Raw genomic sequence first — 21,280 nt, 5'->3', positions numbered from 1 at the left:
AAAAAGGGTTTTTAAAAGAAAACTTACGGGACATCTAGCTCTTCTGTGTAGTGGTCGTACGCTTGGGGCAGGGTGATGTTTTGCGCCGCGAGCCTGTTTTTCAAAAAGACAATATTGGGCCTGCTTTTGGCCCAGAAAAATGCCCCGAAGAATTTACGATCGGAAAGCAGTTTTTTGTAGTTGTTGGTAAAAAACAGTTTTCCAGAGGCGTTGCAGGGTATTGTGTCGGTTGTTGTTTTGTTGACAAAGACAAAATTTGCCCCCTGGCAATCGGGTGTGAGTGTAAAAAATTTCCCGTAAACCTTTGCTTCCACGGGCGTCATTTCCGGAATAAACAGCGTGATGTCTCCTCTCGTGGAAACAGTAGCAATTTTAAAGAGAATTTTTGCCTCAAGTTCTATCTCTTTGTCGTACTTGTCCATCAAAAACGTATACTGGTCTGCGCAAGAAAAAGAGAAAAGCATGAAAAAAAGTGTTAAGGCGCGCATTAAAACACCCACTTTAGCGAAAGGTAAGCACTGCGTTGGGGTGTTGTCTTGAGGGAAAAAGGAATCCCAAAAGCCTCTTCGTAGACGGACTCGGTGGATTTTTTCAGGAGGTTTTCTCCCTTGAGGCTAACGCTAAAATCCTTAGTAAAATGGTAAGTTGCGCCTAGGCTAAGGTCGAAGCTATCCTTTACATGTACATCAAAATAAGAAAAAGAACCCTTATAAATCAAAGAGGCAAAGTAGTCAACTTTGTGGTAGTTTCCCATGTATTTGACGTAGCCGCCACGTTGGTAGTTGCTTGCCCCTTCACTTTGTGTCGAGGTGAAATAGTTGAGGGTTATTTTGTCTGTGTTGGCGAGGGCGTATTCGTAATTCAAAATGAGCCCTTGGGTCTTAACGGCATGGTCTACGTTGATGAAACCAACGGGAGTATAGTAGATGAAATCGTCTATGGTGACGTTGTTGTAGATGAGGTTAAATTTTGATTTTCCGTGTGTGTAGACTGCTTCAGCGGTAAAAAGTTCGTACTGTTGGGATTTAAGGTTGGGGTTGTTTTTGTCTACAAAATCAACGTTATAAAAAGAGACAGGAAGATAAGTACGGGTGTAAAAGCCCTTAAATCCCAAGTTTTCATAGGGCGTGTAGATGGCCCCCACTCTGACCAGCTGCTCTGAGGTGTCGCCAAGGTAACCGTTTCTTTGGTACTTGTCGACTTTTGCGTTGGCAATCAAAATGAGGTTCTCCGTTGCCCGATAATCGTACTGGAAGAGCAAAGAGTAGACATTTTCTTTATTGAAGTTATTGTACTGCCTAAGGTCACTTTTTTGACCAAAGAAATTGACCCCCGTTCTTTTTTTGAGGTCGTATTTTTTCCCAGAAGCGTGCGCACCTATGAGGATATTGTGATTGAGGTACTGGAAGGTTTTAGTGAGGCTAGCGTTGGTTTTGGTGAAAGTTGCGTCTTCGTAAAACCCCGTAAGTATGCTCGCGGGCATATTTGAAAAATCAAGAATAGGAACAACACCCATGCCTTGAGCATTTTCTTCTTCGTATTGCCGTTCGTTGACTCCCACAGAAGCGTTGATTTTGAGGGATTTGTCCTCCAAGAGATGCTTGGTAATATCGATGAAATAATCCCGTGATTTCAGCTTGCCACTATCAGGGGCGGCGTCAAGGGACATGCCTGCGAAGAGGTCTTTTTTGACATCGGTGTAGCCGATGTTTATCTTGGTGGTGTCGTTGTTGATATCGGCATAAAGGTACCGTCTGTTTTCATCGTTAGAGAGGGTATTTGTTTTGTACTTTACGTCGTCTTTTGCCTTGGAGGTGTTGGCAAAAAAGAGGTACGACCACCCGTTTTCAAAGGTTTGAGACTGAATGAAGCTTTGTGCGTTAGAACCGTTGGAGGAGACAAGGGATTTGAGTTCGCTTCCGTTTTCTTTTTTGGCGGATTTGGTGTAGATTCGCACAAAATAGATGCCCGTTGTGTTGCCCATGGAAAAGGAGCTATCGCCATAATATATTTCGATGTGATCTACAAAATCCAAGGGTAAATTGCCCCACGTTAGGGAGGGGGATTGTAAGTAGGCCGAACTGATTTCATAATCATTGATAAAAAACCGAAAAAAACCGCTCACGGCTTTGCTTCCTGTAAGCAAAGGAGAAGAGGAGCCAAATTGGTTTTTTACCCAAGCTCATGAGCGGAAGCTCCTTGAGGATGTCATCGAGTTTGGTGTATTGCATCATGCGAAGTTCTTGCTGAGAATAAATCACCACGTGTCCAAGCTTTTCATTGACGGTTTTTAATGATTTTTCGGTAGTGCTTTGGTACTCTTGTAAAAGAGAATCCAAGGCATCAGCAAAAAGAGCATTGGTAAGAAAGAGAAGCAAAACAATAACTTTTTTCATAAAAACCTTATAGATAGGGAGTGAAACAACGGCTGCCAACGCTGTGTCGCGAGAGCGCAAAAAGTATAAAGTCCATTATTATAACCCAAATTACTTTGAGAGTTTTGAAGTTAATGTCACAAGGATATCACAAACAAGAAGTCGCCTTTTTTTTGATTTATTTGTGCCCAAATTTCTTTACATGTATTTACCTTTTTTGCGTATAATTTCGCCTTTACATGTAAAGGAAGCAGATGAATCAACTTTGGTTAGCACGCCTTAAGGCCGTTCGTGATGCGCGGTGGTTTTCTAATCTTACTACGGCCATAATTATTTTTTATGCTTCAGTTTTGGGTTTTAAAACCCTCGAAGAAGCCGCCCAGCCCTATGGCAATATCTTGTATGTGCTTGATTGGATTGTGACGGTCTATTTTGTGGTGGAACTTGGTATCAAGATGGCAGTCGAAGAAAAGTTCTCTGATTTTTTCAAAAACAAGTGGAATGTTTTTGATTTTGTGATTGTCGCAGTGACGCTCATTCCTTTGGAAAACAGCTCTTTTGCCGCCATTGCACGCCTTATGCGTGTCTTTCGCATTTTGCGGCTCTTCACCGCGCGCCCTGAGCTTAAGGCCATTCTTGACATGCTCATTAAAGCCATTCCCTCCATTGTTGACATCGTCATTTTGATGTTTATCATCTTTTATATCTACGCCATCATTGGTAGCTTTTTATTTATGGACATGCCCTCTGGTCTTTGGGAGGATTTTCTCATCTCTATGCTCACACTTTTTCGCATCCTAACTTTTGAGGACTGGACGGATGTGATGTACGAAACCATGGAAGTGTACCCGTGGTCGTGGGTCTATTATGTGAGTTTTATCATCATCGCAGCTTTTGTCTTTTTTAACCTTTTTGTGGCAGTCATCATCGGTGAAATGCAAAAACTTCAAAATGCACAGGCCGATGAGGAGCGTCATGCGGACCATGAAACCCTCAAAGAATTACTCGTAGAAGTCAAAGAGCTCAAACAACTGCTTCGCGAAAAAAACACCTAATATTTTGGCGGCCTCGTACCGCCTCTTCTTATGTTTATTGTTGATAATAATTATCATGTGTTAAGCTCCCCTTTAAGATTTCATGATTATAATACTGATTATCAAAACAAAAAGGTAGGCATATGTTGGTTGGGTTTGAGTTTCAAAATGGCGAATGGATTGAGCGCACACCTCCTATGTTTCGTCACCTGCCAAGACCACAGCGTCGGATGCTTTTTCTGACCCAGTACAATTTGTGTGCTGAACCAGATGAGCGGGTTTTATTAAAAGGGTGCCATCAGCCTTTGGCGGAACATTTTTTTGATGCGATCAGGCAAAGTATTCCAAAGCCGCTTTCTCCTGTTTCTTCGCGTTTGGTTTTCTGTCCTCGCAGTAGTGCGCTTATTCATGCTTTTTTGAGTGGCGACATGCACGCTGCCCATGCCATTGCTTGCAATATGGCAACGTTGCCTTCTTTTGAGCCAGCAAAGCGGATTTATCGTCTTTTTGCCAAAGAAAACCCAGGGATGATGTTCGATGCGAGCGGGCTGTTTTTGCAGTTTGTGTATGAAAAAATCTGCAAGCGCAATCCTGATAAAAACGTCTACATCGAGTGCGATGAAATCATCATCGAAGAAGCGGGAGAAAGGGTGCTTAGTGTTGTGCCGTGTGTGAAGCGCGTGGACAAAAACAACCCCAAAGGCGTCGAAGAGGAAATCTCTAGGGCGTGGAAGCGCCTTGCACAAAATGGAACGCGCGCGGTGTACCTTGTTTTTCCACGCAATGCGCTTTTTACCCGTCACATTCAAGTGCGTCAACCCCACGAGCAATGCGCGCGTGTGAAGTTGGTGCCTTATATAATTTCACATTCAGTAAAGGAGCAATGATGGCAATAGCGATTGTCTACGGCAGTAGTGGCGGCAACACAGAAGGTGTTGCAAAAAAGATTCAAGCGACACTGGGAATGGACGCTAGGGTGTTTGACATTGGAAGTGCCGATGCGGCAACACTCAACACGTTCGATACGTTTATTTTTGGGACATCCACGTGGTATGATGGTGAGTTGCAAGACGACTGGGAATCCTTTAATACGGACACTTTAGAGCTTGTCGGAAAACGTGTAGCACTTTTTGGACTAGGTGACCAAGAGGGTTATGGTCACGAGTTTTGCAACGGTATGGGGATTTTGCACGAAGTGTGTACTGATAAAGGTGCGGTGATGATTGGCGGAGATTGGCCTGTGAAGGGGTACGATTTTGAAGCCTCTGAGGCGGTTAAAAATGGCGCTTTTGTGGGCTTGGCTATCGATGAAGACAACCAAGACGAGCTCACTGATGAGCGTATCGATACTTGGGTTGAGCGCTTAAAAGCACAGTTGTAATACCCCTTTGTTTTCCTTACATGTAAAGCTTTACATGTAAGGAAATTTAACGCGTTATCTGCTCACTACTTTTTTTGTTTCTCCCCGATGTTTTTGCTTCGTACAATAACCCGTCTAGGCGCCTTAAAATGGCTTTTTGGCAAAGAGGATAAATCCCTGTTGTTTTCTAAGGCATCCTTAATCTCTTTATCTATATAATAACCATTATCAAAATCAAATAAGGGGTTAAAATGTCACAAAATGAACTGCGGTGTGTGGTGGATAACGTTATTAAAAAGCACCAGTTTCAAAAGCATCATAAATCGGCATGCTCAATATTAAAAATTATGAAAATGCGGTATAAAAACATTGACTCCAAGGAGGCATCTACGGTAATATGCGCTCTTTTGGAGGGAAAATAGGAGGATAATGTGAGTCAAACGCTTGTGCGCCTCATAGGCCAGTTTTCAACCTACCGTTACGACAAAGCCCAACAAAAAATCATTAATCTAAAGCACGCTCAGGAGACAAACATTGATGAATTTTTGGCCATACAGCATGCGCTGGATAACCACCGCGTGCCTTACCGTTTTGAGCGCAATTTTCAAATCCAACTTTTGGGGTAAAAACCCATGCTAGAGGTATTTATTTTGGCAGTTGCTTTAAGTATGGACGCTTTTGCCGTATCTATCGGCTTGGGTGCCAAAAAATATCCTAGCATTCCTTTTTTGGGGATAAAAGTGGCGGTGTTGTTTGGTTTTTTTCAAGGCCTCATGCCACTGGTTGGGTATTTTGCGGGCGTTGGTGCGGGTGAATTTATCGCTTCATTTGACCACTGGATTGCTTTTGTGCTTTTGGGGGGTATTGGGGCAAAAATGATGATGGAATCTCGCCAAGAAGACACTACTGAAGAAATCTGCACCCTTTCCCACAAGATTCTTTTTACCCTTGCGATTGCTACGAGTATTGATGCGATGGCAGCAGGCTTTACACTGAATTTGTTTGATTTGTCAGTGGGGGTGAGCGTTTTGCTTATCGGGGTTGTGACTTCTGTATTTTCTTATGCGGGTGTGCGTGTTGGGCAAAAAAGCGGGGTGTGGCTTGAGAGTAGGGCTGAGTTTTTTGGAGGCCTTGTGCTGGTGCTTATTGGACTTAAGATTCTTTTGGAGCACCTCTTTTTTGAAGCGTAGGCTAAGAAGCCCACGCTTTGGCTTCAAGATAGGTGTGAAAATAGCGCACGTTTTTGGCTAAAAGCTCTCCAGAAGGCAGGGTCTCGTCGCCAAAGATGGCGATTTTGGCGATACGCTCGTCTTCTTTTAAGAGCGTCACAAACCCTTGCCAAATCTCAAGCTCTTTGATAAGCTGGGTGTCAACGAGCAAATGCACTGCTTGCGTCCCGCTCTCTTTGCATAAATTTCCCAAAGTTTCTTTCAAAAGCCGTACATCACGCTTACTGGCTTTTTCTTTGAGAATGACTTCCGTGTAGACATGCCCCAAGGCAAGGGTTTTTGGTTTTGGGCGTGGAGGAAGCGGAGATTTGACGGCTTTGCTTGGCTGGTAAAGCATATGATGCCATACTGAAAAACCAATAAGGGCAAATCCCGCGCCAATGTGCAGGTTTTTCATTAGCCTGTTTTTCATGTAAACAGAAGTGGCTGTCACAATAGCCAAAGAAGTCGCCATGCCGATTTTGGCCACTTCTTTTTTAGTGTCAAGATCAGTGGTGGGAAAGTTTCCCTTTTTTGCGCTCAAGTTTTCGTTTTGCATGTTTGCCTGTCTCGTACGTTAATACCAAGGTGATTGCTGTGGCAATACCTGTGGCAAGAGGAAAAAAGAGTCCCATTCCAGCTCCTTAAGTGATAATAAATATCACAATCATAGCAAAGGAACTCTAAATCTTAGCTTTCTTTTGGTGGGGTTTGAGCCCTTTTATGGAATTTAGCAACAATCCAATCGTCGTACCATTGTGCAATATCGCTGTTGCAATAGGGCTTAACACCCCTGCGGTCGCTCCTAGTAAAATCATGCTATTAATGCCTACAGTGGCTGAGAAATTATTATGAATGCGTTCCATGGTTTGGTTGGCAAGTTCTTTAATCTCGCACACAGCTCCAATGTCATCTTTTAGCAATCCAATGTCTGCTGTTGCCTTGGCGATGTCTGCCCCTTTTTGCATGCTAATGCCCACGTTGGCACTCATGAGCGCGGGCGCATCGTTGATGCCATCCCCCACAAAAGCCACTTTTTTTCCTTCGCCTTGCAGGGCTTTGATGATAGAAGCTTTTTGGGTGGGAAGCATGTTAGCGTACACACGGTCAATACCCAGCTCTTTAGCAAGCACGTCGGCCTTGGTTTGGATGTCTCCGGTGAGTATGACAAGTTCTTTAACACCCAATGTTTTAAGGCGCGCTAAGGCAGCCTTGGCATTGTGGCGCAGGGTGTCAACCATCCCGATAGCGCCTAAGAGCTTGCCATCATACCCCACATAAAGCACGGAGTTTCCACGCTTAAGAAAGGAGTCGATTTTTTTCTGGTACTGCTTGAAAGGAATCTTTTCATCGTCTTCTAAAAAGTGGCGGCTCCCGATGACAACTTCTTTATCGTTGACAATGGTTTTTACCCCGTGGGCGATGATAAAATCAACCTCTTCGTGGTGCATGTGCACAAACCCCCGCTCCTTGGCCGCACGCACAATGGCTTCTGCTACGGGGTGAAAATAGTGCTCTTCCGCACTTGCGGTGAGGTTCAAAATGGCATCTTCACTCCATGCTTCATCAAAGGATTCAATGTGCACGACTTCCAGTTCACCGTACGTAAGGGTGCCTGTTTTGTCAAAGACAAAGGTGTCTACTTGAGCGAGTGCTTCGATGGGTTTGGCGCCTTTGATGAGCACGCCGTCTTTTCCTGCTTGGGCGATGGAGGTTTTAAAAGCAACGGGCGTAGCAAGCTTAAGGGCACACGAATAATCCGCTTGAAGCACCGAAGCAACGGATTGAAAATCTCTACTAATAGCATAAGAGAGTCCCGCAAGCCCCAAGGTGATGGGCACGAGCTTATCCGCGAGGCGTGAGGCGCGCAAGCCGATGGCTGATTTTTCATTGAGCGAATGAGCAATGTACTCTTTGATGCGCGCAGTAGCGGTGTCTTCTCCTACTTGTTCGGCCCAAATTTTGACTTTTCCCTCTTCAATGACAGTGCCAGAGATGACCCGATCACCACGGCTTTTTTTCACAGGTTGGGCTTCGCCGGTCATGGAGGCTTGGTTGATAGAAGCCTCTCCGTAGATGACATGCCCGTCGACACAGATGGTTTCACCCGCACTTGCGATAACAATGTCTCCAATTTTGAGCGAGGCGGTTTTGACAAGTTTTTGACTTTTTTTGCCGTTTTTTTCCACCTCAATCCACGTCTCTTCGATGTTTGGCTTGGCCAATTCTTTGATGAGATCATCACTTTTGTGTACGGTGCTCTCTTCGATGTATTCGCCCAGTTCAAGCATGGTGTTGGTGCTGTTGGCGGCAAGGTAATCTTTGCGTGCCAAAGAAACAGCCACAGCCATGGCTTCTAGGACTTTAGAACTAAGCCCTTGGGTGAGGAGGGTTTTTGTTCCTGGGAGGAGCAATGGAGAGGTGGCAACCCCGGTGATAAAAAATTTAAGCCGATCGTTTCTCACAAACCGTTCTGCCACAAGGGCGGTGCTTGCCCGAACGAGCCCTTTTACGCTAGGGGTTTCGTTGTGGGCTCCAATGGCACAATGTATGGGCGAGGGCTGTTGGACGAAAGCATCTACATCTGTTACATGTAAGGCTTTTCTTAAGGCAGCTACAGACGTGTTTTCATACATAAAAACAACAGAATGGGACTTTGGATTAATGCGCACAAAACTCACACCTTCAAAGGTCATGAGCGCTTTTTCAAGACGTTTGATGTCTGTTTGTTCGCCTACTCCGGGGTGCTGAAATCTCACTCGGCCTGGTGCTGCATGTAGCAGTCTGATGCGCCAAGACATGGTTATCTTTGCGCTTCCATTTCTGCCTTGGCGTCTTCCATGCGCTCTTTCATCTCCTCCATGCCTGTTTGAAACAATTGAGTGCCTTTGGCAATGGTTTTAAAGATAGCCTTTTGGGCATTTTCATTAGTGAGCAAATAGGTGGCTACTGCTCCAATGAGAGCACCTTTGAGAAAATCATTGGTGTTGAAATTGCCCAAGGTTTCTGAGACGACTGGGGGTGTTTTGATGTAAGGGTTTTCCATAAATTTTCCTTTTATTGTTGTGCTTCTAGGGATTCGCAAGAGTCTTTTTCTTGCAGTTGTTCGCTGATTTTTTCAATGGCATACACGCCGGCTATGCCAAGGCTAAGTGCGCTAAGTGCGCCAAAAAAATTACTTTTGCCCAGATGGTTGGTTGCTGCAATGGCTGCACCTGTGGCAACGCCGCCTTGCAAAGAGAGCTTAAGCGTGGCATGAATAGCCTCCTTTTTGCCAAGAGTGCCTTTTTGTACTTGGTTGTATTGCATTCCGCCTGCAATGGCTGCAGAAGCAAGGGTGCCACTCACAACGTGACCAAGAACATTTCTTGGGGCGCCTGTATCAATCATGTGTTTTCCTTTGGGGCGGTTTCTTGTGAACAAGCTTCTTTTTCGCAAAGAGATGTTTGCGTCTCCTGTGCGACTTCTTTGGCTTTTTCGATACCGCATTGTGCCATCTCTTTGGCTTTTTGCGCGCCTTTTGTGAGTTTTGCTTTGAGGGCCGATTTATTATTGTAGGCAACAACGACCAAGCCTCCAAGGGCGATGCCTGCTAAAAATGGTAGTGCCATGGGTTTTCCTTTGTGGTAAGTGTGTGCACCAAAGGTGCAAGGGTGGGCCTGCTAGAGCGACTCGGGTTCTTCAGGGGTGTTCATTTGGCTCAAAAGAGAGGCCGCAACCCCTCCTAAGAGCATTCCTCCCATCAAAGAGATATTCATGCCTTGAAACATTTCTCCTAGTGCGTTAGTGTCGCCTGCTGCGATTCTTTGCGCCATGCCACGCCACTCTTCAACCTTAGCCATCATCTCTTCTTGTGAGAGCCCTTGGGTTGCGGGGGTAGATGTTTGCTGTGCGACGTGGGAGCGAAAGGTGGGCAAAAAAGTGTTGTAAGACGCTGCTTGAAGGCGAAAAAACATCTCTTGCGCGTCAGGGTAAGTGGCGACATAAGGAAGAAGATGGGTGATGCGCTGAATGGTTTCAATCTCAAAAGCAACCCCAAGCTCATAAGCTTCCAAAAGTCCCATAGGTGGCATGATGCATGCTGATTCCTCATTTTTTGGCAGAGGAATTTCATAGCGAACAAGCAAAGAGGTAAGCTCGGTGATGTGCTGCTGTTTTGCCTCAAGCACTGTTGCAAAAGGAGCCACAAACCCAAAGGCCTCAACGGCCTTTTTGTGCAAGGCAAAACCATAATATGCATCGCGTAAGGCGATGTGCAAGGCTTGATGGAAGGGAGAGAGTTTAAGGGCGGGGTCTACGTATTTAAGAAAAGATTTTTTGGCTTTTTTCACTGTTGAATCTCCTTGTACGCGGCGTTGATGCGCTGGGTTACTTCTTGGGTGTTGGTTCCTTGGGTTAAATCTTCCCATAAATGCATGGGGAGAATGTTTGCATCGTATTCAATGGTGATGGAGGCAACAATTTTATTAATCTTGACGCGCGTGATGCCCGTGATTTTTTGGGCCAACTGCTCAATGTCTTCAATCTTCCATCCCTTGCCATGTTCTTTGATTTTTGGATTTACGCGAAGGCGAATGCGGCCCTTGACGTGGTGGATCAGTGAAAAATATGAAAGCAATCTGACAATCTCTTCTGTGCGAATTTCCAACGGTACTTCCTTACATGTAATAGTACAATCCTAGTCTTCTTGGATTTAAAAAAAACTTAAAGTTTACTGATTGTTGTTATCAAAACACCCAATTTTCAGCAGGTTATTTCGATACTTGGTTTCATTAGATTTTACAGGAACTGCAAACACCGTACAAAATAATGGTTTGGTTGATGCCGGTAAAGGCGTGGTCTTGGAGGATAAGCCGCTCGCGCGCTTCGAGTTCTTTATCGTAAAAAGGAACGATTTTTCCGCATTTAATGCACACAAGCTGGTCGTGGTACTCTAGCATCAACCGGTAAGTTTTGAGGGTGTAGGGAGGCAAAATAAACACATGAATCATGCCAAGTTCTTCTAAAAAGGAGAGGGTGTTGTACACTGTGGGGAGGGAAATTTTCGACTCCTTGCGTACTTGTAGCGCAATCTCTTCTGCGCTTAGGTGGGAGGTGCTAAAAAAAAGCACCTTCAAAATGGCTTCTCGGTGCGCAGATTCATAATGGCCTTGGTCTTTGGTCATGGCAAGAAAACGCTGGTAAAAGGCGTCAAAGGTTTTTTTATGCTTGGGTGTGGTTGGATTCATAAAGAGCCTTTGTTGGCAGATGAAAAAGAGGTAGTATCTAAAAGGGTGAAATCCTTAGAAAAAAGCACCGCATAATACTCTGTACCGTTGTCATAACGCACGAGGTAGTGCAGCGGGTCTTGGATGAGTTGAAACTGCATAGAGGTGTAATCAAAATTTGGCAAAACAAGGGGGATAAATTCCCAGTTTTCTCGCAGGAGAACATGCATCTTTCCCATAGCATCAATGGCGTATCCGGCTAGATGATTGGCGCGGTTTTCGCTAGGATACATGTAAAAAAGTTCAAGACCTGGGGGTGTTTGAATAGCTTCAAGCGTTGTGCGGTTATCGTAGCGTTTGAGGTTAAAGAGTGCCCCTTGGCTGTCCGCTAAAAACATTCCAAAATCATGGGGTTTTAGGTTGGTGTGTTTGCCCCAAACATGGCGCAATGGAAAGCGAACTCCTGCATCTGCCGCAAGCGTGGCAATCTCTTGGGTAAGCTTGGTGTCTACACGTGCGTGTTCGCCATAGGCGACAATGGCATCTTTTTTGACGTGTAAAACCTCTTCAGGAAAGGGAATCATGCTCGTCTTGGCCTTGGGGTTTATGAGGGGCAGTAGGGCTACCTCTTTGGGTTTTAGCGCACTGGGTGTGTAGGCAAAACTAAGACGACTCTCTTTAATCTCTTCCGCTTCAAACACGGTGCCATCTATCTCCAAAGGAAGCTTGCCCTGAATTTCAAAATTGCGCCAATAGACAAAAGGCAGTAGTCCTTCATAGGTAAGGCGGTCAAAGGTTTCGCCTTCTTTGGTGCCGTATTCAAACTGGTGGCCGCCAAAGTTGCGTTGGTAAACAAAGGTTTTGGCAATGGGCGAATAAAAAAGATAATAATGGGTTAGTGGTGTGGTGTAATGGTTTAGGAAAAATCCTACACCTTTAACGCCTGCAAACCCAAGGGCCAAAAATGCTAAGGCGAAAAAGGCAGGAGAGCGCAAGGGTATGTCTTTGATGCGCAAAAAGCTCTCACCTGCAAGAACCATCAAGAAAAGCCCTACGCCAATCCAGCCTAAATTCTCCCAACCAAAGGGGGGTTGGGCATAAATCCAACCAATCGCAAGGGTGAGGGTGAGTTTTAAAAGGGCACGTTTGGAGGATTTTTCAAGGATAGCTGCGCTTAGACCACTGTAGGCAAGGATGCTCCCTAGCGCGTAAAAAAAACTATCTTTTAGGGCAACAATTCCCACGGGTGCGGGGTAATAATGCCCTATTAGGGCGTATAAAACGCCGCTAAGAAGCAATGCAAAAACCCCCAAAAAGGCCACACCCATGCTAAGGTGTAGGGCCAAAAGAGAGAAAGGACGCAAGGGCAGGTGGGCAAGAAGTTTCATGCGACCCTGAAGGCGTTCGGGTAAAAACTGCACCACCGCCACTAAGACGCCAACAAGAAAATAGAGCCACAAGAAAGAGGAGTAGGGTTTTTCTCCTAAAAAAGAAAAACGGTACCATGCCATGGATTCGGGTTCAACGCTGATAAACAAATAGCGCACATGATGCCACAGCGCAAAAGCACTCGCAAGAAGAAGGATGAGGCACAGGGGCACCAAGGGTTTGAGTTTGGTCCACTCTTTGGTGAAAATAGCGCGCATCATTCGTATTTTCCTATAAAACCTAAAAATTTTTCTTCAAAATCGCATGGGATTTTGGGGAGGTGTTCTACGGTATCAAAGGTAAAAAGTTTACGCGTTGTGCCGTGGGTTTCGATGCGATGGGCGGTGATGGAATCAATGGCATCGGTTTCTTCAAAGGCGTAGCAATGAAAGCTTTCCAAAAAGGCTTCCATGGTGTTGCGGTAGATATGGCCTCCTTTTTGGACGATAAGCATCTCATCAATAAGCCCTACTAATTCCCCCATCACATGAGAGGTTATGAGGACCGTTTTTTGCGTGCTACTGACGTGGTCTTTAAGGTAATCAATAAAGAGCCGTCGGTAGCCCAAATCCAACCCCATGGAATAATCATCCAAGATGAGCAGCTGTGCATCTTGAGCAAACAAGGCGCCCAGTACAACTTGGGATTTTTGCCCAAAAGAGAGGGTGGAAAGGCGTTGCGAATCTTCAAGTCCCGCAAGGCGCACAAGGTCATAAAAATAGTCGCGTTTCCATGCGGGGTAAAAGGCGCGAAAGAAGGCTTCGACTTGTCCTATGGTGAAAAAATCATAAGCCACGAACCCTTCGTGCAACAAGGCAATCTTGCGCTTTGAGGCAGGGGAGAGGGCATGGGTAGGCTCCCCAAAAATCGTGCATTCGCCTTGGCTTGGAAGGGTGTAGCCCATAAGAATGTTGATAAGGGTCGATTTTCCCACACCGTTTTTCCCTAAAATACCAAAAACAGAGCCCGCTTCTATGGCGAGGTTGAGGTTGCGGTAAATCTCTTTTTTGCCATACTTGTGGCAAAGATTGCGAATCTCGATAATGGGGCTCATGGTTGCTTTGGTTTTTTACTCGCGCACGAACCGCCACCGCTACAATTGCACCCTTTTTTCTTAAACAGTGAATAGTAAATGTACGCTCCAGCTCCAAGAGCGATGAGCACTAGAATAACGGTTTCCATAAAATCTCCTTAGTAGGTATTAAAGTGTGTGATAAACAAGGGTCGAAATAAAAACCCTTGAACACTGTCACATTCAAGGGTTTCGGCAAAACGCAAATCTTCTTCAGTTTCAACCCCTTCGAAGATGACCGTTTTGCCTTTGGCGTGGGCAAAGGCGATGAGCCCTTGGATGACGTTTGAGAAAACATCATCGTGACGCAACTCTTGGATGATGCCACGGTCAAGTTTGAGAACGTGGCAAGCTTTGAGTAAATACAGCGAAAGCATGCTGTTTTCTTGAAGAAAATCATCCACCGCTAGGGTGTAGTTTTGACTCAAAAAAACATCAAAGATTTCCTTGGCATGTAAGGTGGTGTATGAATTTTCAACCAACTCCACCACGAAATCACGTTGTTGGTTAAGGCACGCAAGCACCGCTTTGGAGGCGTGTTTGTCCTCTAAAATATGCGGGTCGATGTTAACGTACAACGTCCCCTCACTGGGGCGATGGGTAAACTGAAACCCTTTGAGCGTCGCTTCTGCTTTGCAAAATAAGGCGCGGTCTTCGTGCAGGGCATCAAAGAACACGTTAGGTGGAATCACCTTTCCTTGATACATAAAACGAGACAGCGCCTCATAACCTAAAACCGTACCGCTTTTTAAATGCACTATGGGCTGGTATTCCACCCCATAACTCCCTAAAATCAAGACTTCTTTTGCCATGGAAGCGGTAAAAACAGAAGAAGGAAAAGGATGGATATGACTCATAAAACTCCAATCATGTAAGGGCAAAAGCCCTTACATGTAAGCATTAAAATGCGTAAACAGCATTGAGCGAAAATTTAGTATAGTCATCATCACTATCCTGCGCGTTGACATCAACAATCAACCCACCCAAACTAAAGGCATCACTAAAGGCGTACTCCGCCATAAAGTTAAACTCTTTTTCTTTATCACTTCCGTATTTTGTGTGTCCGTATAGTGCGCCAAGGCTAAGTGCCCCTATTTCATACGTAGCGCCTACATAAACGGTTTTTGCATCAGCACCATAGACTTTATCGCCTTCTTCAAGAGGGTTAATGTTGTCTCCAATGCTGTCCATGCTACCAGCTCCTGCGTCTTTATCTGTAGTAATGTAGCCTGCAGATAATCCTAGGTCACTAAAAGTACCGCGCACTTCAGCGTGAAGAATGTTTCCATCTTTCATAGCGTCTTCGTTACTAAAAGCACCGTGGGCGGTAAGGCCAAACAACTCTGAATCCCACACCGCTTTTGCGCCATACCAGCTTGCAAGGTCATTGGCGTTGTAGTAGTAAGCGTTAAGCACTGTGTTTTCTACACCTTCGTAGGCAACATCTAGCACTTGTGCGCCATCGCTTCCGTTGAATTTTTCAAATTTTTCCAACGGCGCGTCGGTATCGGCTACCGCAAGACGAATAGTGTGCGCAAGGGTAATGGTGGTGTTAGGAAGACCTGTAAACACACCCACTAAAGCCTCGTGGTAGTCTCCTGCCCATTCAAGGTCTAGCTCTTGACGACCGCCAATCACCGTAAACGCTTCATTGGTGTAAGAGATGTTGGCCGTGTGAAGCAGCGATTTAGGCTCGTCTCCATCGCTGTAATCCCCATTTTCTTTTTCGCTCAAGTCGTTGTTAGCGCGAAAACCAGCCGCAAAACCAAAACCACGGTAGCGTGCACTTTCATAATGAAGTCCCAAAGAACCCATGGAAAAACCCGAATCAGGTTTGGCGTCAATACTTTCCCCATAAAGGGTAAAATCTCCGCCAAAACTTCCACTTTTAAGGGCATCTTCGATATCAAAAGAGTCTGCGTACAGTGTGCTTGTTGCCAACACCGCTATGGCGGCTAAACTGAGTTTTTTAAGCATCTATTTCATCTCTTTTGCTTGAACCCAAATAACGGCGTCTTGGCTAAGTTCTTTGCCTTTGTATTCATCATCTGGACCAACACCTAGGGCTGCAAATCCCCACCATCCCGCTTTGGGAATCCCGAAGGTAAACTCACCGTCTTTGTTGGCTTTGATACCCATGGTGACAAAGGCATCTTGGGGTGCTTCTACATGGGGTTTGCCCATGGAGTTTGTTGTTAAGTCTACGTCATGGTTGAGGTACTCTACTTCGATTTCTGCAAAAGGCACAGGTTTCCCCTCGCTCATGACGATGCCCGTAAAGGTTCCGCCTGCCCAAATAGCATAGGGTTTTGTTAAAGGCACGATTTCCGCTTTGAGGTTAAAGGTAGCATCCCAGTCACTTGGTGCACCTGCAACGTTGACGACGGTTTTGGTGATTTGTTGGATGTAGGCATCTTCATTTTTTTCATAATAAGGCGCTGGGGTGATGATAAATACGTGGTCGCCCATGCGTCTAGCTTGGTATGTAGAAGCGTACGCTTTACCGCTGTTGGCATTGCCTTTAAATTCGATAGGTTTAAGGGTGTCAAGAAGGTTTTTTTCTTGCTCTTTATTGATGACAACAAAAGATTCAATGCCTGCGATGTCCATGGTGTGCTCATCTGCAAATGGATGGTTGAACACGTGGCGTAGTTCGATATTTGTGGGCTTTTCAAGGGCGCTTTCTGGTGTGTAAAGCATTTGAAAATGCGCCATTGCGCCTGTAGCTAAAACTCCCGCTGCAACCATGGAACCTAAAAACTTCTGACTCATGCAAACTCCTTAATGTAAATGTAATAATAATCTTTCTCAATGAAAAACAATAGGCCTCTTGTAAAATCAAACAACAAGAGCACTAATGGCACTACTGGACGATATCTTTGCCTTGAATGACTACCTGATGACCTTCGCCTGCATCAAAAACTGCCTGATACTCGCCTGCTGGTTTTTTGAAAGTGAACTCGCTGTGCTGGTCCATTTTTCCACTCTCAACCGTGCTGTTTCCTTGTTTGACAAAAAAACCAACACCACTGGCGCTACTGCCATCACTAAAGCCACCTTCGCACGTGATAGTGCCATCTCCGTTATCAAAACAACTCATGAGCGCCGAATGCGCAAACAGTGAACTTGCTGCAAGCAAGCTAGCCAAAACAATTTTCTTCATTTTCTCTCCTTTTGTTAAGATTTATTTAAAATACTTTTTGTAAAACCACCGCTCCAGTTGATGCGTTTTTGCGGTAAGCTCCCCATGAAAAGAGCCAAGGCAATGACGGTGCCATAAAAGAGCGCAAAGGCTTCAACACCGCTCCATCCAAAGCCAGTCCCAAGGGTAAAGATGAGCGATGCGGCCAAAAATCCCAAGGTAATGGGAAAAAAGATAGCAAAAAGCATCCATTTGTAGCTCCCGGTTTGGAGCTTTACGACAATCATAGTCGCAATGCAAGGTGGCGTTAAAAGCATGAAAATAATAATGGCCGCAGCATGCAAAGGCGTATAGCCACTGTTTTGTGCCATGGCTTCTTCTGCTCTTAAGTTGTCAGCCGCGTTGTTTTCATAGATACTTCCCAGTGTTGCTACAGCGGATTCACGCGCAGCAAAGGAGCTCAAAAAAGCCACATTGATTTTCCAGTCAAAACCTGCAAATTGGGTGACAGGTTCTAAAGAACGTCCGATGAATCCCAGTAATGAGCTTTCTACTTTGTCATTTTTCATCTCTTGCAAGATGCCACGGCGATCACGGGAAAGGTTTCGTAATTGGCGATTGATGGTTTTTGCCTCAGCGTCGTCGGCTGGTGGCTTAATAAAGGTCATGTAAAAAGGTGCTTTTGCCTCAAAATCCGCGTCGATGTTACCCGCCTGCGCAGGGCTTGCCGACATGCGTCTGGCGCGGTAATCATCATAGGTGTTCAAAAGTCCTGATACACTTTCGCGAGTGCTTAATTGTTCACCGTATGAGGTTTTGGCCGCTTGGGCATAAAAAGAAGTAAGAAGTGCGTCGCTTCGTGCTTCGTATGCTACTTTTTGCTCATCGCTAAGGCCAGGAAGTTCTAGCATGGCAAACAAAACAATCGCAACAGCCAAGACAATGGTGCCTACTTTTTTGATGTACATCCACACCCGTTCAAAAGCGCGAAAGATAACCCCTTTAAAGGTAGGGAGGTGGTAAGGGGGAAGCTCCATCACAAAAGGAGAGGTTTCGCGCGTTTTTAAAACTGTTGCGGTTAAAATTTTAGCCACAATGAGAGCAATAAAAAGGGTGGCGGTGGAGATGAAAAACATCATGAGTGCCATTTGTGCTTCAAAAAATGCCCCTAACAGAAGGGTATAAAAAGGGACTTTTGCAAGGCAGTTCATGTAAGGTACAGATAAAATCGTCGCCATGCGCGCCCGCTCATCCGCAATGCCTTTGGTCGCCATAATGCCAGGAACCGCACACCCACCTACAAAGGCGCCACCTAGCACAAGCGGAAGGGTGGATTGCCCATGGAGGCCAAATTTTTTAAAAATACGGTCTAAGATAAAAGCCATGCGCGGCATGTAGCCCACATCCTCCAAAATAGCAATGAGCGCAAAAAGGATGAGAAAAATGGGGATGTAGTTTAACAGGGCGTTGGCGCTGTTGACCATCCAGATGGCAAAATCCGTAATCATGGGCACTTGGGTAAAATCAGCCTCAGGAGAAATGCCGATGATGAAGTTTTTGAAAGCGGCTAACAGGGGCCACGTGTAGTCGGTGAGCTTGTAGCCGTAGACGATGGAAGATTGGTAGATTAAGAAGATGATGAGAAACAAGATGGGAAATGAGAGCCAACGGTTGAGAATAAGCCCATCGGCAATGTCTGTAGCCGTTTTTTTGCCTTGTTGTTTCTCGACGACACTTTGGTGATAGATGACATCAGCCGAATCGTAACGCATGGTGGCCAAAAAGCTCTCCACGTCTTTGTCATATTGGCGGTGAAAGTCTAAGCATTTTTCGCGAATGGCAAGGGTGGCTTTAGGTAATTTTTCCAAAATAACACCGTCACCCTCAAGGGCTTTGATGGCGAGCCAACGGCGCGATGCCTGCGGGGAGTCTGTGGTGATGAGTGCTTGCGTTTCCTTAATGAGGGGTTCAAGCTCTTCGTAGTTGATTTTAAATTCATTGTAAGGGGTGGTTTTAGCCTGCATGATAGCTTCAACGATGGCTTCTTTGCCTTCGCCTCTTGCGCCACTTGCGGGAACCACGGGGCATGAAAGCATGCGTGCTATTTTTTGAACGTCAATGTCCATGCCACGCCTTGCTGCCACGTCCATCATGTTTAGCACCACCACGACGGGCTTGCCAATTTCTAAGAGTTGAAACGTAAGATAAAGATTGCGCTTAATGTTAGAAGCGTCCACAACATTGACGATAATATCAGGCTCTTCGTTGAGGATAAACTCTTTGGCTACGCGCTCTTCAAGGGAATAAGAACTAAAGGAGTAGGTTCCTGGAAGGTCCACCACCTCAATGGTTTCGCCTTGGTGCGAAAAAGTGCCAGATTTTTTTTCAACCGTGACACCGGGGTAGTTGGCAATGTGTTGTTTGAGTCCGCTGATGAGGTTAAAAATGGTTGATTTGCCGCAATTTGGCTGACCTGCGAGGGCAACTTTAATCATACGAGTTCCACCTCTACCAGCTTCGCTTCGCTTTTTCGTAAAGAGAGGAGGTAGTTGTGGATTTTTAACTCCATGGGGTCATACAGGGGGGCTTCACGCACCACGCTCACTTGAGCGCCTGAGACAAATCCCATGTCAAGGAGTTTGTACTTAAGTGCATCGTGGGCGTGTACTTTGATGATTCTACAAAGGGTGCCGCTGGCAAGTTCATCTAAACACATGTTAACCTCTTTTTTCGTATCGCTTTTGATAATCATTCTCGAACTATAAAGAAAAAGAGCTTAAGAAGAGATGAAAATAACTGAAATTACATAAAAAATTTGAGTGATTATAAATTTAATTTTTTATTAAGCTGTAAGGAATTATGGCGAAAATAACCTTTACATGTAAGGCAAAATGTAAAGATTAAGATACGCCAAAAAAAGAGGGTTTAAAGGGCAAGCACTGTTTGGTTTTTCCCATTTTTTTTGGCACGAAGCATGGCTTCGTCAACCCGATGAAACAAAGATTTTAGGGTGTCGTTTTCATGAAAAGTGCCAACACCGACACTGATGCTTAAGGGACCTTTAATAAGAGCATTGATAGCCGCATTGGTGCCAATGGCTTGACGAAGTTTTTCACCAATCTCAAAGGCATCATGTTGGGTAGTGTTAGGAAAGAGTAAGGCAAACTCTTCTCCTCCCCAGCGCGCGAGGATGTCAGAACCCCTAACCGTTGCCTTGGCGCACAATGCGACATGTTCAAGGACGGAGTCTCCAGTGAGATGTCCTAATGTGTCGTTAATATGTTTAAAGTTGTCAATATCAAATAAAATAGCGCTTAAAGGCGCTTTTGTGCGGCGGTGAAGGGCGGAGAGCGTGCGAAAGTGATTATCAAAGGTGCGACGATTGTAGAGCCCTGTGAGGGGGTCTTCGGCCGCAAGGGATTCAAGCTGTTTTTGGTAGGTGTTGATGGTAAAAATAATAATAGCAGCTACGATGCTAGTCACTAAAAGAGAAAGAAATAAGTTTCCTAAAAAGTTTTTCTTAAGCTCTTGGGTAAAGTCTGAAGTGTTAGCTTCTACAAATAAAAAGAGATTGAGTTCTGGGATGTATTTTGAGTTAACAACAAAGTGGTTGTTGCCTGTTTGGTACTCAAATTGCAAAGATTCGCTTTTGAGAATTTGAGGAACAAGGGTGGAGAGGCTTTTAATGTCCATTAAAAAATTATCGTTCTTTATGCCTTCTTCTATAAGTAAAATCTCCCCCGAAGTGTTGGCAAAAAAAACATTAAATTTATACGTTTCACGAAAGTGTTTTAACATGTGATGCACATAAGAGATATTGATGCCAATGCCTGTAGCGCCCATAAAATTGCCTGTATCATCAAGGATTTTATAATTAATAAACATGATTAAATCTTGATCAAGGTGCGTATTGAAGTCAAGATTCATCTCGTACTCTTCGGCGATATTCTTAAAGGCATAATACCAAGCGTTTTCTGTCTTGTGGGGTGAAACAACATCTATGGTGCCTGTGGGGTGGTAGTAATTGTTAGTAAAATCAGAGACGAGAAAAGTTGTAAACATCCCGTATTTTTCTTTGAAAGTGGCAAGGTATTGGTAAATTTTTTCAGGCTCTTTCTCGCCATCTCTTAGCCACTCTTTCACAAAAGTATCGTGTGCCATCATGGAAGAGACAAGGGTGGGCTCAATGAAGTGTTTTTGAATTTCGGTGTAAATATTGTCAATAGAAAGGGGCAAAGAGCGTTCTTTGAGCTGTGTGTCACTCGCTTGAAGAGAGTAGTAATAATTGAGCAAAGAGGAGCCTAGGGAAACGGAAATCAATAATAAACAGATAAGACTCACCACTTTGTATTTTAAATGCATTAAAAGGCCCCCTTGAAATAGTGGGAACATTTTAACCAAGCCTTCCTTTGGTTTTTTTTGTGGCGGTGTGTTCAAAAAAAGGCTTTAAATAG

27 protein-coding genes are annotated in these 21,280 nt (G+C 44.9%); 5 read left to right on the top strand and 22 right to left on the bottom strand.

What is annotated here, in order from left to right; genetic code table 11:
* Window positions 1-23: 23 nt before the first annotated feature.
* Genes JWV37_RS06510 through JWV37_RS12705 form a run of 3 tightly spaced genes read right to left on the bottom strand, consistent with a single transcriptional unit; the run spans window position 24 to window position 2,456 of the window.
* Window positions 24-488, bottom strand: coding sequence for a hypothetical protein (locus JWV37_RS06510; RefSeq protein ID WP_205458974.1), 465 nt, complete (start codon window positions 486-488; stop codon window positions 24-26).
* Complete coding sequence (locus JWV37_RS06505) at window positions 488-2,125, bottom strand: TonB-dependent receptor (protein ID WP_369407662.1); 1,638 nt, start codon at window positions 2,123-2,125, stop codon at window positions 488-490. Before JWV37_RS06505 ends, JWV37_RS06510 begins: the two co-directional genes overlap by 1 nt.
* Complete coding sequence (locus JWV37_RS12705; protein WP_240332068.1) at window positions 2,094-2,456, bottom strand: hypothetical protein; 363 nt, start codon at window positions 2,454-2,456, stop codon at window positions 2,094-2,096. Before JWV37_RS12705 ends, JWV37_RS06505 begins: the two co-directional genes overlap by 32 nt.
* 173 nt (window positions 2,457-2,629) lie before the next feature.
* Here JWV37_RS12705 and JWV37_RS06500 point away from each other — a divergent pair, with 173 nt between their 5' ends.
* From JWV37_RS06500 to JWV37_RS06480, 5 genes are all read left to right on the top strand, one after another.
* Complete coding sequence (locus JWV37_RS06500) at window positions 2,630-3,430, top strand: ion transporter (RefSeq protein WP_205458973.1); 801 nt, start codon at window positions 2,630-2,632, stop codon at window positions 3,428-3,430.
* Between the two features lie 122 nt (window positions 3,431-3,552).
* Window positions 3,553-4,296, top strand: a complete 744-nt coding sequence (locus JWV37_RS06495) for a hypothetical protein (RefSeq protein WP_205458972.1) — start codon at window positions 3,553-3,555, stop codon at window positions 4,294-4,296.
* Entirely contained in the window at window positions 4,296-4,790 is a 495-nt protein-coding gene (locus JWV37_RS06490; RefSeq protein WP_205458971.1) for a flavodoxin, read from the top strand. The genes JWV37_RS06495 and JWV37_RS06490 overlap by 1 nt, the downstream gene beginning before the upstream one ends.
* 410 nt (window positions 4,791-5,200) lie before the next feature.
* On the top strand, window positions 5,201-5,395 hold the full coding sequence (locus tag JWV37_RS06485) for a hypothetical protein (RefSeq protein WP_205458970.1): 195 nt from the start codon (window positions 5,201-5,203) through the stop codon (window positions 5,393-5,395).
* A 6-nt stretch (window positions 5,396-5,401) separates the two neighbouring features.
* Window positions 5,402-5,959 carry a manganese efflux pump MntP gene (locus JWV37_RS06480; RefSeq protein ID WP_205458969.1) on the top strand — a complete coding sequence of 186 codons (558 nt, stop codon included), beginning with the start codon at window positions 5,402-5,404 and terminating at the stop codon, window positions 5,957-5,959.
* 1 nt (window position 5,960) lies between these two features.
* On the opposite strand, the gene JWV37_RS12700 is transcribed toward JWV37_RS06480, so the two are convergent.
* The 19 genes from JWV37_RS12700 to JWV37_RS06390 form a co-directional block, all read right to left on the bottom strand.
* Window positions 5,961-6,521: a hypothetical protein gene (locus tag JWV37_RS12700; protein ID WP_240332067.1), complete on the bottom strand. Its 561-nt coding sequence runs from the start codon at window positions 6,519-6,521 to the stop codon at window positions 5,961-5,963.
* Window positions 6,487-6,612 carry a hypothetical protein gene (locus tag JWV37_RS12810; protein WP_275898354.1) on the bottom strand — a complete coding sequence of 42 codons (126 nt, stop codon included), beginning with the start codon at window positions 6,610-6,612 and terminating at the stop codon, window positions 6,487-6,489. Before JWV37_RS12810 ends, JWV37_RS12700 begins: the two co-directional genes overlap by 35 nt.
* A gap of 48 nt (window positions 6,613-6,660) precedes the next feature.
* The gene (locus tag JWV37_RS06470) at window positions 6,661-8,778 is read right to left on the bottom strand and encodes a heavy metal translocating P-type ATPase (RefSeq protein ID WP_205458968.1); all 2,118 of its coding nucleotides are present in this window, start codon (window positions 8,776-8,778) and stop codon (window positions 6,661-6,663) included.
* 2 nt (window positions 8,779-8,780) lie between these two features.
* The gene (locus JWV37_RS06465; protein ID WP_205458967.1) at window positions 8,781-9,023 is read right to left on the bottom strand and encodes a YtxH domain-containing protein; all 243 of its coding nucleotides are present in this window, start codon (window positions 9,021-9,023) and stop codon (window positions 8,781-8,783) included.
* An 11-nt stretch (window positions 9,024-9,034) separates the two neighbouring features.
* Window positions 9,035-9,367, bottom strand: a complete 333-nt coding sequence (locus JWV37_RS06460) for a magnetosome protein MamC family protein (RefSeq protein ID WP_205458966.1) — start codon at window positions 9,365-9,367, stop codon at window positions 9,035-9,037.
* Complete coding sequence (locus tag JWV37_RS06455; RefSeq protein WP_205458965.1) at window positions 9,364-9,588, bottom strand: hypothetical protein; 225 nt, start codon at window positions 9,586-9,588, stop codon at window positions 9,364-9,366. The genes JWV37_RS06460 and JWV37_RS06455 overlap by 4 nt, the downstream gene beginning before the upstream one ends.
* 51 nt (window positions 9,589-9,639) lie before the next feature.
* Entirely contained in the window at window positions 9,640-10,308 is a 669-nt protein-coding gene (locus JWV37_RS06450; protein WP_205458964.1) for a ferritin family protein, read from the bottom strand.
* Window positions 10,305-10,625, bottom strand: a complete 321-nt coding sequence (locus JWV37_RS06445) for an HMA2 domain-containing protein (protein ID WP_205458963.1) — start codon at window positions 10,623-10,625, stop codon at window positions 10,305-10,307. The genes JWV37_RS06450 and JWV37_RS06445 overlap by 4 nt, the downstream gene beginning before the upstream one ends.
* Before the next feature lie 124 nt (window positions 10,626-10,749).
* Window positions 10,750-11,205, bottom strand: a complete 456-nt coding sequence (locus JWV37_RS06440; protein WP_205458962.1) for a Fur family transcriptional regulator — start codon at window positions 11,203-11,205, stop codon at window positions 10,750-10,752.
* Window positions 11,202-12,830: a DUF4857 domain-containing protein gene (locus JWV37_RS06435; protein WP_205458961.1), complete on the bottom strand. Its 1,629-nt coding sequence runs from the start codon at window positions 12,828-12,830 to the stop codon at window positions 11,202-11,204. Before JWV37_RS06435 ends, JWV37_RS06440 begins: the two co-directional genes overlap by 4 nt.
* Window positions 12,830-13,666: an ABC transporter ATP-binding protein gene (locus JWV37_RS06430; RefSeq protein ID WP_205458960.1), complete on the bottom strand. Its 837-nt coding sequence runs from the start codon at window positions 13,664-13,666 to the stop codon at window positions 12,830-12,832. Before JWV37_RS06430 ends, JWV37_RS06435 begins: the two co-directional genes overlap by 1 nt.
* Window positions 13,663-13,794, bottom strand: coding sequence for a FeoB-associated Cys-rich membrane protein (locus JWV37_RS06425; protein WP_205458959.1), 132 nt, complete (start codon window positions 13,792-13,794; stop codon window positions 13,663-13,665). Before JWV37_RS06425 ends, JWV37_RS06430 begins: the two co-directional genes overlap by 4 nt.
* Window positions 13,795-13,803: 9 nt before the next feature.
* The gene (locus JWV37_RS06420; protein WP_205458958.1) at window positions 13,804-14,541 is read right to left on the bottom strand and encodes an EAL domain-containing protein; all 738 of its coding nucleotides are present in this window, start codon (window positions 14,539-14,541) and stop codon (window positions 13,804-13,806) included.
* Between the two features lie 43 nt (window positions 14,542-14,584).
* Window positions 14,585-15,661: an Opr family porin gene (locus JWV37_RS06415; RefSeq protein ID WP_205458957.1), complete on the bottom strand. Its 1,077-nt coding sequence runs from the start codon at window positions 15,659-15,661 to the stop codon at window positions 14,585-14,587.
* Window positions 15,662-16,456 (bottom strand): DUF4198 domain-containing protein, encoded by a 795-nt coding sequence (locus JWV37_RS06410; protein WP_205458956.1) that lies wholly within the window; start codon window positions 16,454-16,456, stop codon window positions 15,662-15,664. It abuts the gene before it with no gap.
* A gap of 91 nt (window positions 16,457-16,547) precedes the next feature.
* Complete coding sequence (locus JWV37_RS06405; protein ID WP_205458955.1) at window positions 16,548-16,847, bottom strand: hypothetical protein; 300 nt, start codon at window positions 16,845-16,847, stop codon at window positions 16,548-16,550.
* Between the two features lie 14 nt (window positions 16,848-16,861).
* On the bottom strand, window positions 16,862-19,321 hold the full coding sequence (feoB, locus tag JWV37_RS06400; RefSeq protein WP_205458954.1) for a ferrous iron transport protein B: 2,460 nt from the start codon (window positions 19,319-19,321) through the stop codon (window positions 16,862-16,864).
* Complete coding sequence (locus JWV37_RS06395; protein ID WP_205458953.1) at window positions 19,318-19,542, bottom strand: FeoA family protein; 225 nt, start codon at window positions 19,540-19,542, stop codon at window positions 19,318-19,320. Before JWV37_RS06395 ends, feoB begins: the two co-directional genes overlap by 4 nt.
* Window positions 19,543-19,751: 209 nt before the next feature.
* Window positions 19,752-21,188 (bottom strand): sensor domain-containing diguanylate cyclase, encoded by a 1,437-nt coding sequence (locus tag JWV37_RS06390; RefSeq protein ID WP_205458952.1) that lies wholly within the window; start codon window positions 21,186-21,188, stop codon window positions 19,752-19,754.
* Window positions 21,189-21,280: the final 92 nt, after the last annotated feature.

This window comes from Sulfurospirillum tamanense (assembly GCF_016937535.1).
Taxonomy (GTDB): Bacteria; Campylobacterota; Campylobacteria; order Campylobacterales; family Campylobacteraceae; genus Sulfurospirillum_B; species Sulfurospirillum_B tamanense.
Note: the sequence above shows the minus strand (reverse complement) of the source record. Positions and strands in the feature narration are given on the sequence as shown.

Bases quoted from the DNA above. Each gene is read 5' to 3' on its own strand.
- JWV37_RS06510 (WP_205458974.1), bottom strand. From the start codon at position 488: ATGCGCGCCTTAACACTTTTTTTCATGCTTTTCTCTTTTTCTTGCGCA.
- JWV37_RS06500 (WP_205458973.1), top strand. From the start codon at position 2,630: ATGAATCAACTTTGGTTAGCACGCCTTAAGGCCGTTCGTGATGCGCGG.
- JWV37_RS06495 (WP_205458972.1), top strand. From the start codon at position 3,553: ATGTTGGTTGGGTTTGAGTTTCAAAATGGCGAATGGATTGAGCGCACA.
- JWV37_RS06490 (WP_205458971.1), top strand. From the start codon at position 4,296: ATGGCAATAGCGATTGTCTACGGCAGTAGTGGCGGCAACACAGAAGGT.
- JWV37_RS06480 (WP_205458969.1), top strand. From the start codon at position 5,402: ATGCTAGAGGTATTTATTTTGGCAGTTGCTTTAAGTATGGACGCTTTT.
- JWV37_RS12810 (WP_275898354.1), bottom strand. From the start codon at position 6,612: ATGGGACTCTTTTTTCCTCTTGCCACAGGTATTGCCACAGCAATCACC.
- JWV37_RS06470 (WP_205458968.1), bottom strand. From the start codon at position 8,778: ATGTCTTGGCGCATCAGACTGCTACATGCAGCACCAGGCCGAGTGAGA.
- JWV37_RS06465 (WP_205458967.1), bottom strand. From the start codon at position 9,023: ATGGAAAACCCTTACATCAAAACACCCCCAGTCGTCTCAGAAACCTTG.
- JWV37_RS06460 (WP_205458966.1), bottom strand. From the start codon at position 9,367: ATGATTGATACAGGCGCCCCAAGAAATGTTCTTGGTCACGTTGTGAGT.
- JWV37_RS06455 (WP_205458965.1), bottom strand. From the start codon at position 9,588: ATGGCACTACCATTTTTAGCAGGCATCGCCCTTGGAGGCTTGGTCGTT.
- JWV37_RS06440 (WP_205458962.1), bottom strand. From the start codon at position 11,205: ATGAATCCAACCACACCCAAGCATAAAAAAACCTTTGACGCCTTTTAC.
- JWV37_RS06435 (WP_205458961.1), bottom strand. From the start codon at position 12,830: ATGCGCGCTATTTTCACCAAAGAGTGGACCAAACTCAAACCCTTGGTG.
- JWV37_RS06430 (WP_205458960.1), bottom strand. From the start codon at position 13,666: ATGAGCCCCATTATCGAGATTCGCAATCTTTGCCACAAGTATGGCAAA.
- JWV37_RS06425 (WP_205458959.1), bottom strand. From the start codon at position 13,794: ATGGAAACCGTTATTCTAGTGCTCATCGCTCTTGGAGCTGGAGCGTAC.
- JWV37_RS06420 (WP_205458958.1), bottom strand. From the start codon at position 14,541: ATGAGTCATATCCATCCTTTTCCTTCTTCTGTTTTTACCGCTTCCATG.
- JWV37_RS06415 (WP_205458957.1), bottom strand. From the start codon at position 15,661: ATGCTTAAAAAACTCAGTTTAGCCGCCATAGCGGTGTTGGCAACAAGC.
- JWV37_RS06410 (WP_205458956.1), bottom strand. From the start codon at position 16,456: ATGAGTCAGAAGTTTTTAGGTTCCATGGTTGCAGCGGGAGTTTTAGCT.
- JWV37_RS06405 (WP_205458955.1), bottom strand. From the start codon at position 16,847: ATGAAGAAAATTGTTTTGGCTAGCTTGCTTGCAGCAAGTTCACTGTTT.
- feoB (WP_205458954.1), bottom strand. From the start codon at position 19,321: ATGATTAAAGTTGCCCTCGCAGGTCAGCCAAATTGCGGCAAATCAACC.
- JWV37_RS06395 (WP_205458953.1), bottom strand. From the start codon at position 19,542: ATGTGTTTAGATGAACTTGCCAGCGGCACCCTTTGTAGAATCATCAAA.
- JWV37_RS06390 (WP_205458952.1), bottom strand. From the start codon at position 21,188: ATGCATTTAAAATACAAAGTGGTGAGTCTTATCTGTTTATTATTGATT.